Origin of the sequence: Flavobacterium psychrophilum (genome assembly GCA_001708385.1) — a bacterium.
Lineage (GTDB): Bacteria > Bacteroidota > Bacteroidia > Flavobacteriales > Flavobacteriaceae > Flavobacterium > Flavobacterium psychrophilum_A.
Genome location: CP012388.1, coordinates 2,223,352 through 2,238,859 on the forward strand (window position 1 = coordinate 2,223,352; position 15,508 = coordinate 2,238,859).

At 40.3% G+C, this 15,508-nt stretch carries 17 protein-coding genes; 10 read left to right on the forward strand and 7 right to left on the reverse strand.

Translation table 11 applies throughout. From position 1 onward, the window contains the following. Nucleotides 1-2: 2 nt before the first annotated feature. Complete coding sequence (locus ALW18_09610; GenBank protein ID AOE52740.1) at nucleotides 3-656, reverse strand: iron-dependent repressor; 654 nt, start codon at nucleotides 654-656, stop codon at nucleotides 3-5. 117 nt (nucleotides 657-773) lie between these two features. Here ALW18_09610 and ALW18_09615 point away from each other — a divergent pair, with 117 nt between their 5' ends. From ALW18_09615 to ALW18_09635, 5 genes are all read left to right on the forward strand, one after another. Continuing rightward, nucleotides 774-1,919, forward strand: a complete 1,146-nt coding sequence (locus tag ALW18_09615) for a lycopene cyclase (protein ID AOE52741.1) — start codon at nucleotides 774-776, stop codon at nucleotides 1,917-1,919. 83 nt (nucleotides 1,920-2,002) lie between these two features. Next, nucleotides 2,003-2,413, forward strand: a complete 411-nt coding sequence (locus ALW18_09620; protein AOE52742.1) for a hypothetical protein — start codon at nucleotides 2,003-2,005, stop codon at nucleotides 2,411-2,413. Nucleotides 2,414-2,546: 133 nt separating this feature from the next. Further along, entirely contained in the window at nucleotides 2,547-3,281 is a 735-nt protein-coding gene (locus ALW18_09625; GenBank protein AOE52743.1) for a glycerol acyltransferase, read from the forward strand. A gap of 5 nt (nucleotides 3,282-3,286) precedes the next feature. Then, entirely contained in the window at nucleotides 3,287-4,282 is a 996-nt protein-coding gene (locus ALW18_09630; GenBank protein ID AOE52744.1) for a fatty acid desaturase, read from the forward strand. Between the two features lie 197 nt (nucleotides 4,283-4,479). Beyond that, nucleotides 4,480-5,127: a phosphohydrolase gene (locus ALW18_09635; GenBank protein ID AOE52745.1), complete on the forward strand. Its 648-nt coding sequence runs from the start codon at nucleotides 4,480-4,482 to the stop codon at nucleotides 5,125-5,127. On the opposite strand, the gene ALW18_09640 is transcribed toward ALW18_09635, so the two are convergent. Further along, the gene (locus ALW18_09640; GenBank protein AOE52746.1) at nucleotides 5,100-6,620 is read right to left on the reverse strand and encodes a hypothetical protein; all 1,521 of its coding nucleotides are present in this window, start codon (nucleotides 6,618-6,620) and stop codon (nucleotides 5,100-5,102) included. The genes ALW18_09635 and ALW18_09640 overlap by 28 nt on opposite strands. 126 nt (nucleotides 6,621-6,746) lie before the next feature. Here ALW18_09640 and ALW18_09645 point away from each other — a divergent pair, with 126 nt between their 5' ends. The 5 genes from ALW18_09645 to ALW18_09665 all read left to right on the forward strand — a co-directional run bounded on the left by ALW18_09645 (nucleotide 6,747) and on the right by ALW18_09665 (nucleotide 10,216). Continuing rightward, nucleotides 6,747-7,217 (forward strand): hypothetical protein, encoded by a 471-nt coding sequence (locus tag ALW18_09645; GenBank protein ID AOE52747.1) that lies wholly within the window; start codon nucleotides 6,747-6,749, stop codon nucleotides 7,215-7,217. 80 nt (nucleotides 7,218-7,297) lie between these two features. Further along, complete coding sequence (locus ALW18_09650; GenBank protein AOE52748.1) at nucleotides 7,298-7,594, forward strand: hypothetical protein; 297 nt, start codon at nucleotides 7,298-7,300, stop codon at nucleotides 7,592-7,594. A 20-nt stretch (nucleotides 7,595-7,614) separates the two neighbouring features. After that, complete coding sequence (locus ALW18_09655; protein ID AOE52749.1) at nucleotides 7,615-8,334, forward strand: desaturase; 720 nt, start codon at nucleotides 7,615-7,617, stop codon at nucleotides 8,332-8,334. A gap of 36 nt (nucleotides 8,335-8,370) precedes the next feature. Then, nucleotides 8,371-9,645, forward strand: coding sequence for a hypothetical protein (locus ALW18_09660; GenBank protein ID AOE52750.1), 1,275 nt, complete (start codon nucleotides 8,371-8,373; stop codon nucleotides 9,643-9,645). Continuing rightward, a complete protein-coding gene (locus ALW18_09665) occupies nucleotides 9,635-10,216 on the forward strand; it encodes a hypothetical protein (protein AOE52751.1) in 582 nt (193 codons plus the stop codon). The genes ALW18_09660 and ALW18_09665 overlap by 11 nt, the downstream gene beginning before the upstream one ends. A 48-nt stretch (nucleotides 10,217-10,264) precedes the next feature. Here ALW18_09665 and ALW18_09670 read toward each other — a convergent pair whose 3' ends face one another. The 5 genes from ALW18_09670 to ALW18_09690 are packed head-to-tail and all read right to left on the reverse strand — an operon-like array spanning nucleotide 10,265 to nucleotide 15,482. Continuing rightward, entirely contained in the window at nucleotides 10,265-11,047 is a 783-nt protein-coding gene (locus tag ALW18_09670) for an enoyl-CoA hydratase (GenBank protein AOE52752.1), read from the reverse strand. Further along, the gene (locus ALW18_09675) at nucleotides 11,044-12,564 is read right to left on the reverse strand and encodes a histidine kinase (protein ID AOE52753.1); all 1,521 of its coding nucleotides are present in this window, start codon (nucleotides 12,562-12,564) and stop codon (nucleotides 11,044-11,046) included. The genes ALW18_09670 and ALW18_09675 overlap by 4 nt, the downstream gene beginning before the upstream one ends. 1 nt (nucleotide 12,565) lies before the next feature. Continuing rightward, nucleotides 12,566-13,111 carry a protoporphyrinogen IX oxidase gene (locus ALW18_09680; protein AOE52754.1) on the reverse strand — a complete coding sequence of 182 codons (546 nt, stop codon included), beginning with the start codon at nucleotides 13,109-13,111 and terminating at the stop codon, nucleotides 12,566-12,568. Further along, nucleotides 13,111-14,451, reverse strand: coding sequence for a multidrug transporter (locus tag ALW18_09685; GenBank protein AOE52755.1), 1,341 nt, complete (start codon nucleotides 14,449-14,451; stop codon nucleotides 13,111-13,113). The genes ALW18_09680 and ALW18_09685 overlap by 1 nt, the downstream gene beginning before the upstream one ends. After that, entirely contained in the window at nucleotides 14,451-15,482 is a 1,032-nt protein-coding gene (locus ALW18_09690; protein ID AOE52756.1) for a ferrochelatase, read from the reverse strand. The genes ALW18_09685 and ALW18_09690 overlap by 1 nt, the downstream gene beginning before the upstream one ends. Nucleotides 15,483-15,508: the final 26 nt, after the last annotated feature.

The following is a 15,508-nucleotide window of genomic DNA, read 5'->3' on the forward strand; positions in this document are numbered from 1 at the left end:
AATTATACAGATTTAACGAACAGGTTGGCCGCTATCTTGTTAGACACCGTTACCTGCTTGTCGCCAAGCTTAATGGTTAAGGACATATCAAAATCTTCTTTGCTGATAACTTCTATGGCAGAACCAAGTGCTATCTGCTGTTTGTCTAAGTATTGTAAAAATGCCGAAGAGCTATCTTTAACCCCTACACATATTACTTTTTTGCCAACAATCATTTCAGAAAGCAACTTCTTATCTACATTGGCAATTTTTCCATTACGGTCGGGTATTGGGTCACCATGCGGGTCTTCGGTAGGGAAATCTAAGAACTCTTCCAGTTTATCCGTTAACTTTTCACTTTTAATATGTTCCAGTTGTTCGGCAACATCATGTACCTCGTCCCACGAAAAATCGAGCTTTTCTACCAGAAAAACTTCCCAAAGGCGGTGTTTGCGCACAATCATCAATGCCATAAAACGGCCTTCATCAGTCAATGAAACGCCTTGGTATTTTTTATAGATCACCAGGTTTTTGTCGGCAAGTTTTTGAACCATATCGGTAACCGATGACGGCTTACTCTCCATTACATTGGCGATGGCATTTGTGGTAATTCCTTTAGTCTGGTTAAGGGAAAGATGGTATATAACTTTAAGGTAATTCTCTTCAGAGTAGGTCATTCTCAGCATTATAATAATAACAAATATACGCTAATTTGATTAGAGTAAAAACTTTTTTAGGCAAGGCTAAATATTTAAAGTTTTATTAACAGGACAATTACCTATTTTTGATAGTGAATGAAACATTATAACTACATATTTGCAGGTGCCGGACTGGCTTCGTTAATGACAGTATACCGTATGGTGCAGTCGGGTAAATTTGAGGATAAGTCGATACTCCTAATAGATCCTGAAATCAAACAGGCTAACGACAGGACCTGGTGTTTTTGGCAGAAAGGCGAAGGATATTGGGACACAATATTATTCAAACAGTGGAATACTGCCGTATTTGCAAACGAGAAATTCAGTAACGATCTTGACTTTGATGGTTACACCTACAAAATGATTCGCGGTGCAGATTTTTACAGCTATGTACAGTCAGAACTTAAAAAGTATCCGAACGTAGCGTTCGTTCAGCAGAAAGTAATTGATTTTGCAGATTCCGGTTTTAATGTGCTTGTAAAAACAGGAACCGAAAATTATACCTGCAATAAGCTCTTTAATAGCATATACAACCCTGCAATTCCTGCATCGCAAACAAAATACCCGCTATTACAGCAGCATTTTATTGGTTGGCATGTAAAGACAACCAAACCTGTATTTAAAGCTGACAAGCCCACCTTCATGGATTTTAGCATTAAGCAAAAAGGAAACACCCGTTTTATGTATGTGTTGCCATTTAGTGCTACGGAAGCTATCGTAGAGTATACATTATTTTCGAAGGATCTTTTGGCAGATGCCGAATACGAACAGGCTATTGAGGAATACCTGAAAAATCTGGGCGTAGATAGTTACGAGATTGTAGACGAAGAAAGAGGAAGTATACCCATGACATCCTTCCCTTTCTGGAAAAACAACACGGAAAACATAATCAATATTGGTTCTGCCGGCGGATGGACGAAAGCCAGCACAGGTTATACTTTTAGGCATGCCGATAAAAAATCGAAAGCACTGGTGCATTTCCTGCAAACTCAGGATGATTTTACCACTTTTCATAAAAAGAATAAGTTTTGGTTTTACGACCTGCTGCTTTTGGATATACTGGCACGCACCAACCAAAAAGGATCGGCTATTTTCTCGTCGATGTTTAAAGGCGGCAAGGCGGCACCTATCTTTAAATTCCTGGATGAAGAAACTACATTTTCTGAAGATCTGGGCGTTATATCCAAATGCCCGAAAGGATTATTTATTGCAGCGCTGTTTCGCCGGATAGGCAATCTGTAACAAAAAAGTTTGCGGTTTTATGTTTGGCATAAAAAATGCGTATCTTTGTAGCAGTTAATTAACTTATTAAAGAATACTATACTATGTATCCAGAAGAATTAGTAAAGCCAATGCGCGCAGAGCTTTCTGACGCTGGTTTTGAAGACCTATATACAGCCGATGCGGTAAAAGATGCAATATCTAAAGAAGGAACTACACTTGTAGTAGTAAATTCTGTGTGCGGATGTGCAGCACGTAACGCAAGGCCGGGTGCTAAAATGAGCTTAGACAACGCAAAAAAACCTGATCATCTTATCACGGTATTTGCGGGTGTTGATAAAGACGCGGTAGACGAGGCAAGGGCAAATATGTTCCCTTTCCCTCCATCATCTCCAAGTATGGCATTATTTAAAAATGGTGAACTTGTGCACATGCTTGAGCGTCACCACATTGAAGGAAGACCTGCCGATATGATCGCAGAGAACCTAAAAGATGCTTACGACGAGTTTTGCTAAACCGCAAACAACAAAATGATAAAAGCCACGCCCACAAGCGTGGCTTTATTTTTAGGGTACTATGCAGGCATACTAAAACTTTTTAGTATTAACAAAAAAGGCACTACTTTTACGCGAATTTTTAGCAACATACATGGAAAAGATATTATCCTATCCCTTATCCATAATTTATTATATAGTATTCCTACTGTTCCTTTTAATCTTTCATCCGGTACAGTGGATATGCTTTAATTTGTTTGGTTACCAGGCTCATAAAAAAAGTGTAGACTTTCTAAATGCGTGTCTTATAAGAACATCGCTTATACTATTTACTACGTATAAGATTGAAGGCCGTGAAAAAATACCTGCAGGTGTACCGCTTATTATAGTGGCAAATCACCAAAGCATGAACGACATACCGCCGATTATCTGGTTTATGCGTAAATTTCACCCTAAATTTATCAGTAAGAAAGAATTAGGGAAAGGAATACCTAGTGTGTCATACAATTTAAGGCATGGTGGTTCCGTTTTAATAGACAGGAAAGATCCTAAACAGGCACTGCCGGCAATTAAAGGCATGGCCGAATACATACAAAAGCACAATCGCTCTACCGTAATCTTCCCCGAAGGTACCCGAAGCAAGACCGGAGTTCCTAAGAAGTTTAGTGAAAACGGACTTAAAATACTTTGCAAATTCGCCCCTTCTGCGTACATTGTACCTATTAGTATAAACAATTCGTGGAGGCTTGACCGTTTTGGCAAGTTCCCGTTAGGTTTGGGCAATCGTTTAACTTTTACAATACAGGAACCTTTTGCCATCAAAAATATTCCTTTTGAAGAAGTGATGGAGAGAACAGAGAATGCAGTAATACAAGGAATAAAAAATTAGAAACTATGTCTACAAAAAATGTTCGCCTGGAAGTAATGCAGCTCCTGGAAAAGAATATCGATTCTTTTGTTGAGAACTACCTTATACCGGTCGAAAACATCTGGCAGCCAAGCGACCTGCTGCCTGACTCCCAAAATGAAAATTTCTTTGAGGAGGTTAGAGAACTGCGCGAAATAGCTAAAGACCTGCCTTATGATTTCTGGGTGGTACTTATTGGCGATACAATTACTGAAGAGGCTTTGCCTACATACGAATCATGGCTAATGGACGTGGAAGGTGTTAACCAGATAGACAATGGCGGAAATGGCTGGTCTAAATGGGTTCGCAACTGGACAGGCGAAGAAAACCGCCACGGCGACCTGCTAAATAAATATCTTTACCTGTCTGGACGTATTAACATGCGCGAGGTAGAGATTACTACACAATACTTAATTAACGATGGTTTTGATATTGGCACCGACCGTGACCCGTACAAAAACTTTGTATATACAAGCTTCCAGGAGCTTGCTACTTATGTGTCGCACAACCGTGTTTCGCAAATTGCAAAACAGTACGGCGACAAGAAACTATCTAAGATGTGTAAGCTTATTGCGGGCGACGAGATGCGTCACCACCATGCTTACAGCGAATTCGTAAACCGTATTTTCCAGGTAGATCCAAGCGAAATGATGCTGGCTTTCCAGTACATGATGAAGCAAAAGATTGTTATGCCTGCACACTTCCTTAGGGAATCAGGACAGAAAATAGGCGAAGCTTTTGAGCAATTCTCTGATTCTGCACAGCGTATTGGTGTTTACACCGCTCACGATTATGTAGACATTCTTAGAAAGCTTATTGACAAATGGCAGATAGACAAGATCAACGGCCTTACGTCTGAAGCAGAAAAAGCACGTGATTTCCTTATGAAGCTTCCGGACAGGATGGCAAGGATCTCTGAGAGACTTGTTATCCCCGAAGAATCACACATATTTAAATGGGTTACACCTGCCCTTATAAAATAACTTGAAGCCGCTTACTAAGCGGCTTTTTTGTTTTTAAGTCTGCGCACAAATTACACGAATCTCCACAAATCTTTTCATAGATAGTACAGAGCATTGCTACATAAAAGCCTTTGAAAAGTTTAAATCCTTGATGTAAATTTCACATAAATCATTTGTGGAAATTGGTGTAATTCGTGGCTAAAAACTAAATTTACATTATGAACAACCTAATCGAAATTACCAAAGCTTTTGTAAAAGCACAGTTGGCACACGCCGAAGGCGGCCACGACTGGTTTCACATAGAACGTGTATATAACAACGCTATGCTTATTGCAAAGGGTGAAGACTGTAACCTTGAAATTGTTCAGTTAGGTGCGCTGCTACACGATATTGCAGACAGCAAATTTCATAACGGTGATGAAACTGTGGGTCCATCTATGGCGTGGCAGTTTTTATCGGCGCAGAATGTGCCCGAGGATATAATTATACACGTGGTAAATATCATTGAAAACATCTCTTTTAAAGGTGGCAACCACGACATGAAATTCCATTCTCTGGAACTGGATATCGTTCAGGATGCCGACAGGCTCGATGCGCTTGGCGCTATTGGCATTGCACGTACCTTTAATTATGGCGGCTTTAAAAACAGGGCGTTGTATGATCCGTCGATTGCGCCTAACCTCAACATGACCAAAGAGGAATATAAGGCTACAACTGCCCCTACCCTTAACCACTTTTACGAAAAACTATTACTACTTAAGGACCGTATGAATACCCCAACCGGAAAAACCATCGCCGAAGACCGCCATAAGTATATGGAAGGCTTCCTGTCGCAGTTTTATGCCGAATGGGATGGCGAGAAATAATACTGCATCACATCAAAAGTAGTATCATAAATCGTTTTCTTTCTAACCCTTGCCAATAGCCAGGCAAGGAAACTCATTACAAAAATATCTTTAGGGCCTTTTTGTGCCTGAGCCATAAACTGCTCTACCATTGCGGCGAACTTAGGTGTTGTGGCTATTTCGGGCTTTAGCACATAGCGCTCAATCAAGGCAAGGTACTGAAGCACTCTTTCTTCGTTTACAGATAGCAGGTATTTTTTGTATCTACGCTTAAAACTTTTAATCCGCGAAAGGGAAAGTTCTATATTTTCCTGTTGGGTATGCAGCAGAATTTCTACCAGGCACTTTTTAATAGCCCAGTCCATACCCATTTTCTTTTCGTACCAGCTATCAGAATGTCCAAGCTTTATCATTTCTTTTGCAGCCGATCTTCCGTCATCGTGCTGAAGATAAAACACTATAAGCGCAAGGCGAAGATCGTTTACATCTATAGCATCGGCTTTTTTATGCTGTGCCAAGGCTTTTTCAGCAGTGTCAATGCCCTTCCCTGGATTCCCTGAATAATTCTCTACCAACGACTTTAGCAGAAAATACCGCAAGCAAAAACGGTTGTAATATTTACCATTCTGCTTTTGCAACTGAATGCTCATTTTTTCCAAATATCCTGTTGCTTCGGTAAACTGCCCGCTCCTGAAATGAAAGTTCGCCATAAAATACAATATGTAAATATGGTAATACAGATGCCGTCCGGCCAATTCTTCCCTGCCTGTTATAAATGCATAACTCTTGGTAACAAATGGTGTAATAAGCGCATAATCGCTATTGATGGAGGCATATTCATTGGCAATAAACAATATCTGGTACAGCGATTTAAACGTTAACGCCTGCTTCAGCGAAATGCCATTGGCCTCTATAGTATTTTTTATAAGTGCCTGAAAATCTACTATTCTCCCCTCGTGATATATAGCTGCAAGTTCGCGCCTTAAAAGCGCATACCCCAGGTTAAGCTGTTCCTCATGATTTAATTTATGCCTGTTATCTTTAAACTTTTGTACCACTTCATCTAACGGAAGTGCGAGATTAAGATGCGCGAATTGTATCTGGGTATGATAAATTTCGTTAAGCAGGCTAAAGTGTTCCAATCCATCGGCAATGGTTTCGGCTTTCGCAAGGCATTTGTAGGCAGCTTTGGTAAGCTTATACTCAAAGAAAAGGCGGCTTACAACCAACAACCGCAATACGGCATGCTCTTCTGACGTATCATTCTCAAAAGTGCGGTTCGCCATAAATTCTACAAGGCTGTCGTAAAGCCTTTTTCGAAGCGCGTAATAGGCATCGGCACTTTTTTTATCGGAAAATGGTTTTATTTCAACATTTATATCGTCAGTTTTTATAGAATTAAGCAAGTCTATATTACCTACATCTTTACGTTTGTTCTTTTTAGACAAATAAGCCGTAAAAGCTCTTATATCATCATTATTCATAAGATTTACAACCTCCTGAAGTGCATTCATAATAGCCTTGTTTAAGATTATAAATATATAAAATATCATTTTTATATCATCAGTTTTTTTAATAATCTGATTTTTACCGCTTTTGTTTTTAGCGGAGATTTGCCTTATAATTTTAAAACAACAATCATGGAACCGCTAAAAATAAATGATGAAAACAACAGTGCAGTAAACAAAAGCATGACAATAATTAATGGCAATCCGCTTAAACCAAGTGGCGCTTTTATAGGCGCGTCGTGGATGGCCCTGCTAATAGGGATGACTTCGTTTTGTATCGGGCTTTTTAATGCCGAAATGGGACTTAACGAAAAAGGGTACTACTTTACAATTATGCTTTTTGGATTGTTTTCGGTAATATCTGTTCAGAAAAGCGTTCGCGACAGAATGGAAGGTATAGCCGTTACCGATATATACTATGGCATAAGCTGGTTTTCTACCATAGCAGCTGTAGTACTTTTGATAATAGGGCTTTGGAATGCCGACTTACTACTGAGTGAAAAAGGCTTTTTTGCAATGGCATTTACACTTAGCCTTTTCTCTGCCATAGCCGTACAGAAAAATACCCGTGACGTAAAACAATCTGAATCTCAAAATATTTAACCCTTAGCGGTGCCTCATGGCTGTTATGCAAAAGCATGGCGGCTGTGGGGCTTTTCTAATTATACCAATCAACCTTTATTATGAAAACAAAATACTCAATTGCGATATCGCTATTAACCGTTGTAATAGCCAATATCTCTTTATGGATATACACTACGACCCAGCACGCTTCGTTTTTAGAGTCTCAGGCAGCTTATTTCGCTTACTTCCCTAAATGGCTTGCCGGCTACACAACACACATAGGCATTGTATTTCTTGGTATTGCGATACCAATATTTGCAAAGGCAGTACAGAACAACTATCGTAAAAATATTTCGATAGTACTTATGGCACTTTCGATATTGCTATTCGTTTGGCAAATATTTACACTGATGTAAACCTAAAAAACCAACCAATTATGCTAATCATCATCTTTGTATCATTTGCCGTATGTTTTATAATAGAACGACTAAACCTGGGCTGGAAACTGCCCGAAGTGCCAACCTGGACTATCAGAGTTCTAGGAGTTAACTTCATACAGCTTGGTGTGGTGCTTCTTGCCGGAATAAGCTGGGAAAAATGGCTCTCTTCATTTTCTGTATTTCATCTTTCAGGTTATGTTTCTCCTGTCATAGGAGGACTTATAGCCTATTTTATAGCTACATTTATTTTTTACTGGTGGCACAGATGGAGACATCGTATTGATTTTCTATGGACGCACTTTCACCAGATCCATCACAGCCCGCAGCGCATAGAAGTTATAACTTCATTTTACAAACATCCTGTAGAAATGGTTGTTAACTCGATTATTGGCAGCCTGCTTGTTTATTCCTTGCTTGGCCTTAGCCTTGAAGCGGCAGGAATCTATACATTATGCACGGCACTGGGAGAATTTTTTTATCATACTAATATTAAAACCCCACAATGGATAGGCTATATCTTTCAACGTCCCGAAATGCACCGCATTCATCATGAATACAACAAGCACACTAACAACTATGGTGACATTGTTTGGTGGGATATGTTGTTTGGCACTTACGAGAACCCAAAAGAATTTAAAACCTCCTGTGGTTTTGATAATGAGAAAGAACAACGCCTGCTCGATATGCTCAAATTTAAAGATGTACACAAAGAGTAAACAGTATTTTCTTATATTTAGATAAATTTCCATATTATGGCATTAATTGAAAAAGACCTGCCCGAACTGGTAGCTAATAACATTATTAGTCCACAAACGGCAAAAGATATACAAAACTACTATGCGACGCGGAAAGTGCCTCAAGGCAACGGAATGCTTTCTATATTTGCAGCGCTTGGCGGTATACTTGTTGGCTTAGGCATTATCCTGATATTTGCCCATAACTGGGACGACTTCTCCAAATCTACCAAAACCACATTGGCCGTACTGCCGCTTGTTGTTTTTCAGGCATTAACAGCTTACACTATCATTAAAAACAAAGGCAGCGTTTGGAAAAACGCTTCGGGTACATTGCTCTTTTTCTCGGTAGGATCTTCAATAGCACTTATTGCACAGATATATAACCTTCCGGGCGACCTCGGCAGCTTCCTATTTATGTGGATACTATTGTGTTCGCCACTTATTTACATACTCAGATCTCATGCCCTTGCAGTATTGCATGTTTTATTTGCTACATATTACGCTGTCGAGGAAGGCTACTTTAGCCCGGTAAACCCTTGGGGATATGTGTTGTTTATTGCCATACTGATACCATTCTACATACAGCAATTAAAAGAAGAACGTAACAATGGTACAGCAGCACTCAACTGGCTGTTACCTCTTAGCGGATTGATTTCCCTGGGCGGATTTTTAAGCGGTGCAGATCAGTTCGGGCTTCTTATCTACCTTGCCTTTGCGGGACTATTGCATAGTGTCGGACATTTACAAATATTTAAAGACAGCCCTAAGAAAAATGGCTTTCTTACCCTGGGCGAAATGAGTATCGTTGTTATACTTACTATGGGATCGTTCCGTTGGGTGTGGCGCGATGTAATAGCCGGATCGCCTCCCGGAACATATTTTATACTACTGTGGGCGGTATTTTTAATCACAAATATTTATTTTTCGTTTTTCCACAAAGGAGCTTCAAAACGTTTTGAACCATTCAGGTCTGCAGCCCTTATTTTCCCGGTTATTTATTTTATTGGCACTTTTGATGACCTTATACCATCTATACTTACCAACATTCTTGTACTCGGACTGGGTATTGCTGTAATACGTGAGGGTGTTGCTAAATTCGATTTCGCCATTTTAAACTTTGGGCTTATCATAACATCTGTACTTATTGCCTGCCGTTTTTTCGATGTAAATATGTCGTTTGTTGTACGCGGACTGTTATTTATAAGCGTTGGTGTCGGTTTCTTCCTTGCCAACTATATCCTTATCCAAAAAAAGAAAAACAAACCTGAAACCCCAACTTATGAAAACTAAAAACATACTCATAGCTTTTGCGGTTACAGCACTAGTACAGCTTTTTATACCGTTGAAAATGATTTATGACAGCTACATTACCGAAACTGAAGGCGTTGAATATCATTTTAAGGCAAGGCCGATAGATCCTAACGATCCGTTTAGGGGGAAATTTATAACATTGGATTTTGAGTTGGAAGCCGTTGCCACTAACGATACTACATGGCAGGAAGGTGATACAGCCTACATTATATTAGCAAAAGACGAAAACGGATTTGCTGAAGGAAAGGCCGTAAGCCGTGAAAAACCCGACGGCGCTGTAGATTACTTAACCGCCAAAGCAAAGCGTTTATTAGACAACAGCCTTCTTTTTGTAAGTCTTCCGTTTGATCGTTACTATATGGAAGAAAGCAAAGCCCCGGCGGCAGAATCTGCTTACTTTAAATATGCCGCGAACCAGGACTACAAACCGGTGTATGCAGTGGTAGCAGTACGTAAAGGAAATTCGGTTTTAAAGGATCTTATTATCAACGGGATGCCTATTAGAGAATACGTAATAAAGAATAGGGATAAGAATAAAAATCACCAATAAAAAATGCCTCACAATGTGAGGCATTTTTGTTTATAAAGATGTTGTAATTTATTTCCCAGAAAACTCAGCTCTTCTCTTTTCAAGAAATGCTGTGGTACCTTCTTTAAAATCGGCAGTCCCAAAAGATTCGCCAAAAGCGGTAACCTCTACATTATAACCGTTAACACCGTCTTCGTAATTAGCATTTATAGCTTCTATAGCACGGCCTATAGCAACCGGAGAGTTCTTCATAATTTTAGCTGCAATACCTTTACAGAAGTCAAGCAGTTCTGCCTGAGGTACTACGTGGTTTACCAATCCGTATGCTTTAGCCTCTTCAGCAGAAACCATACCCGCTGTCATTATCATTTCCATAGCACGTCCTTTACCTACAAGCTGCGGCAAACGCTGTGTACCTCCGTACCCGGGAATAACCCCAAGAGAAACTTCAGGCAGACCCATTTTAGCATTATCTGACGCTACCCTGAAATGTGCTGCCATAGCCAGCTCAAGACCTCCACCCAGAGCAAATCCGTTTACTGCCGCAATAACAGGTGTAGACAGGTTCTGTACCAAATCAAATAATAGCTCCTGTCCTAATGCGGCAAGTTTTTGACCTTCTTCTATTGTAAAGCTCGAAAATTCGGCAATATCTGCACCGGCAACAAAAGCTTTTTCTCCGCTTCCGGTAACAATAATAACTCTAACTGTCGCATCAGCATTTAATGCCTTAAATGCTTCGTGAAGTTCTGTAATTGTAGCCCTGTTAAGCGCATTAAGTTTTGTAGGCCTGTTAATTGTAATTACGGCAAGCCCGCCGGTTTGCTCTGTAAGTATGTTTTCGTACATCATGGTTGTATATCTGTTTGTTGTTTGTCTTCTTCTTCGTTGCCCTGGGCATTGGTAATAGGCAGGGTAACCAAAAATTCGGTACCCGCGTCAACACGGCTTTCAAAAGTAATTGTACCGTGATAGTTTTCAACGATGTTTTTTATAATACCCAGTCCTAGTCCCATACCACTGTTTTTAGTGGTAAACTTCGGCTCAAAAATACGGCTCTTGTTTTCTACACTTATACCCTTTCCGTTATCTTTAACAGAAATTTTTGCCATACCGCCTTCGCGGAAAACCCTCACATCAACCATCGGGTTAACCTCATCTTCAGCTATAGCCTGTGTTGCATTCTTAACAAGATTTGTTATAATACGTATCAGCTGTGTCCTGTCCATGCGTGTAATAATGTGCGTTTCATCGGCATGGTAGGTAATATAATTCTCGTTGAAAATTTCCAGCGCAAGCTGAACGATCTTCACCACATTAAGGGTTTCGTTTTGCTGTGCCGGCATAGAGGCAAAACTCGAAAATGCCGAAGCCACCGAGCTCATGGTGTCTATCTGCTGTATAAGCGTACTCGAATATTCATCAAGCTTTTGCCTTATATCGGGATGCTGAGGGTCAAACCTGCGCTGAAAGCTTTGCACTGTTAAGCGCATAGGCGTAAGCGGGTTTTTAATCTCGTGGGCTACCTGTTTTGCCATTTCGCGCCATGCCTGTTCACGTTCGCTTTGTGCTAATTTGGTAGCACTGGTTTCAAGGTCATCTACAAGGTTGTTATAAGCATCAACCAACAGGCTAATTTCCTGTGGTGTGTCACCCATGTCAATTTTCTCGTTCACTTCAGCTAGGCGTGTTTCTTTAATCTTGTCGCTGACTTCCTTTATAGATTTTGTAATATAACTGGATAAGAAATAAGCAATGATTATTGACGTAAGCAACATAAACGAATATACCTGAAAGAAACGCGTAAAGAAGTTGTTAAGCTCTTTATCCAGAAAGCCATCGTCTTCAATATACGGCAGGTTTAATATCCCTAATGGCTTAAACTTTGTATCTTTTATATAACTAAAAGACGACCTGAAACGTTTGTTTTCATTACTTACACGCAAGTCTACATAGCGTTTCTCGGCAGTGGATCGTATAACTTTCAGTATTGGTTCTGGTATGGATGTGTTTATAGTATCTACCGAAAAAGCCGCTTTACTGGATTTAAGCAAATGTCCATTAAGGTCGTAGATGTTAATTTCCATTCCGTGGATGTTGGAAAGTTCGTGAATGCGTTCACGGAAGATAAGCGGAAGATTCTCTGTAGTAAGCGGATAGGTGGTATTTGCAAGAATATAATTGATGTGTGCCTTGATGGCAGCCTCCTTACGCTCCAGCCTGTCCTGGTGGTAATCTTTAGCTTCTTTTTTAAACTGGTAAATACTTACTGCCGCTATAAGCAGCGATGCAATAAGGGTAATAAAGATCATGGACAGGAAAATTCTTGTCCGCAGCGACCAGCGTTTTATTTTAAACTTTTCCTTCATATCAGGATTGGTTTTTTTCCCTTATTCGTTTATAAAATTTGTAGCCCAGCATAAGCAATATACCAAATACAAAAATACCCACTACCCCAAATACCCAGTTAATGGCACTTTTTAAGATTACCAAAAATACTACAGCAAAAAGTATAATGGTAGCGCCTTCATTCCACAATCTCATAAAGCCCGTGGTATGTTTAACCTCATCCTTTTGCAATTGCTTAAAGATACTGTGGCATTTAAAATGGTACAGGAATAACAGGAATACAAACGTAAGCTTTACGTGCATCCACGGTTGCTGAAGCCATTCCGGCATAAGGAGTAAAAGCGTTACGGCAAAAAGGGTTGCCAGTACAGCCGAGGGCCAGGTAATAATATACCAAAGCCTGTACGACATTAGCTTGTATTGTTTGATAAGGATCTCTTTTTCTGGTGAAGGCTTATCATTAGCCTCTATATGGTACACAAACAGCCTTACAATATAAAACAGCCCGGCGAACCAGGTGATTACAAAAATAAGGTGCAGTGATTTTATATAGTTATAGTATTCCATTAGTTATCATTAACATGTTCGGCCATTTCTTTCTTTAAAAAAATACCAGTCACTATGGTAGAGAGCACATCAGCAATGGGAAAGGCCACCCATACACCAAAAATACCAAAATAATGCGGTAAAATAAGTACCAGCGGAATAAGGAAAAATCCCTGTTTAGACAGCGTAAGCAGCAACGCCTTAGTTGCCTTACCCGCCGCCTGAAAATAGGCAGCTCCTATAAGCTGAACTGCGATAATAGGCGATGCCGCAAACACCCAGCGTAATGCCTTGGGTGTATCTTTAATTACATCGGCATCTGTTGTAAATATTGCGGTTATAGGCCTGGCAAATATCAGAATCACCACAAATATTAGTATTGCCAATGCCCCGGCATATTTAATGGATATAGATACCGACTCCCGCACCCTGCTATGGTTATTAGCACCGTAATTGTATCCGGCAATTGGCAAAAAGCCCTGCGTTATACCCAATACCGGGAACAGCGCGAACATAAGCATACGGCTTATAATTCCGTATACCGTTACGGCGTGTTCGCCACCCTGAGCAAACAAGGTGTGGTTTAATATTACTGCAAGTACACTTATAACGCCCTGGCGGGCAAAGGTTACAAAACTCATAGAAGCAATCTCCCCGGCAATTTTGTTGTGCCATGAAAAATGACTCCATTTAAGACGCAGCTCACTTTTATAGATAAAGAACCAGAGTATGTAGGCAAAACATAAAAAGAAGGACGCAGCAGTAGCCAGCGCAGCTCCAAAAATACCCCAGCCTAAGATCTTTATAAACACAACATCCAGTACCACATTTGATATGGCCGATATGATCATGGATATCATAGAGTGTTTCGACTTGTCTTCGGCACGAATAACACTATTGCCCATCATGCACAATGCCTGAAAAGGCACTGCTAACAGTATAGGAAAAAAGAATTCCTTTGCCGGCTTTGTAATTTCTCCGGCAGAGCCAAAAGCATATAGAATCTCATCGCTAAAAAAGATTCCAAATACCACAAACAGTGATGAAAGTCCGAAGGTTAGCATGATCTGGTGCGTAAAGGTAGACAGCGCTTTTTCACGGTCTTTAGCACCGAGCGCACGCGAAAGCACCGAGCCTCCACCCGTACCAATTGCCATACCCAACGACGATATAAAAAACGTAATAGGCATTACTACCGATAAGGCAGCAATAGCCAGAGAACCTATCCAGCGCCCCACAAAAATGGTATCTATCAGGATATTTACCGTCATAAATAATATACCTATAGATGCCGGCACCGACTGTTTTATCAACAGCGATTTAATATCCTTTTTTGCGAGATCGCGGGATGATACCTCCATTAAACTACGGGTATTTCAGCATGTGCCCATTCGCTAATCCAGCCTGCAACAACATCTATCCATTCGTCGCCATCATTAAGGCATGGTACTGCAAGGAATTTTTCGCCTCCGTGCTCTTCAAAATCTTCTTTAGCACGCATAGCAATTTCTTCAAGCGTTTCAAGGCAATCGGCTACAAAAGCAGGTGTTACTACCGCAAGGTTTTTAATACCTTTTGGCGGCATATTGTTTATTTCAACATCGGTATACGGTTCCAGCCATTTGTCGCCGGCAAGGCGCGACTGAAAAGTAAGTGAGTATTTATCTTTAGGGATGCCCAGTTCTTCAACTACCAATCTTGTAGTTTCATAACACTGGTGGCGATAGCAGAATTTATGCGCCGCAGATGGTGTAGCGCAGCATGTACTATCTATTTTACAATGCGATTTAGTTACGTCTGTTTTACGGATATGACGCTCGGGGATACCGTGGTACGAGAACAAAAGATGATCGTAATCAAAGCCCTGTAGCGAGCTTTTTATAGAATTAGCCAACGCTTTTATGTAATCCGGCTTATCGTAAAATGCAGGCACATCGGTAAAGTTCATGTGCGGGAATTTCTTTTTCCTTATCTCTTCGGCCAATACTAAAATAGTAAGTGTTGAAGCCATTGCATACTGAGGGTATAATGGAAAAAGCAAAACTTCGGTAACTCCTTTATCAGATAGTTCCTGAAGTCCCTTTTCTATAGAGGGTTGTCCGTAACGCATAGAAAGTGCTACAGGCAATTCTGTTTTCTTCTGGATTTTTTTGTGCATCCTTTCAGAAAGTACAATAAGAGGCGATCCTTCATCCCACCAAATTTTCTGGTAAGCATGCGCCGACTCTTCAGGCCTTTTGCGCAAAATAATACCCCGCACTAATAAAGCCCTTAAAAGATAAGGTACATCTATTACATATTTATCCATTAAGAATTCGTCCAGATACGGCTTTACATCTTTTGCGGTAGGACTTTTGGGCGAACCCAGGTTTACTAACAGTACTCCTTTCATTATCTTTTTCTTTGTTTGCTATTACG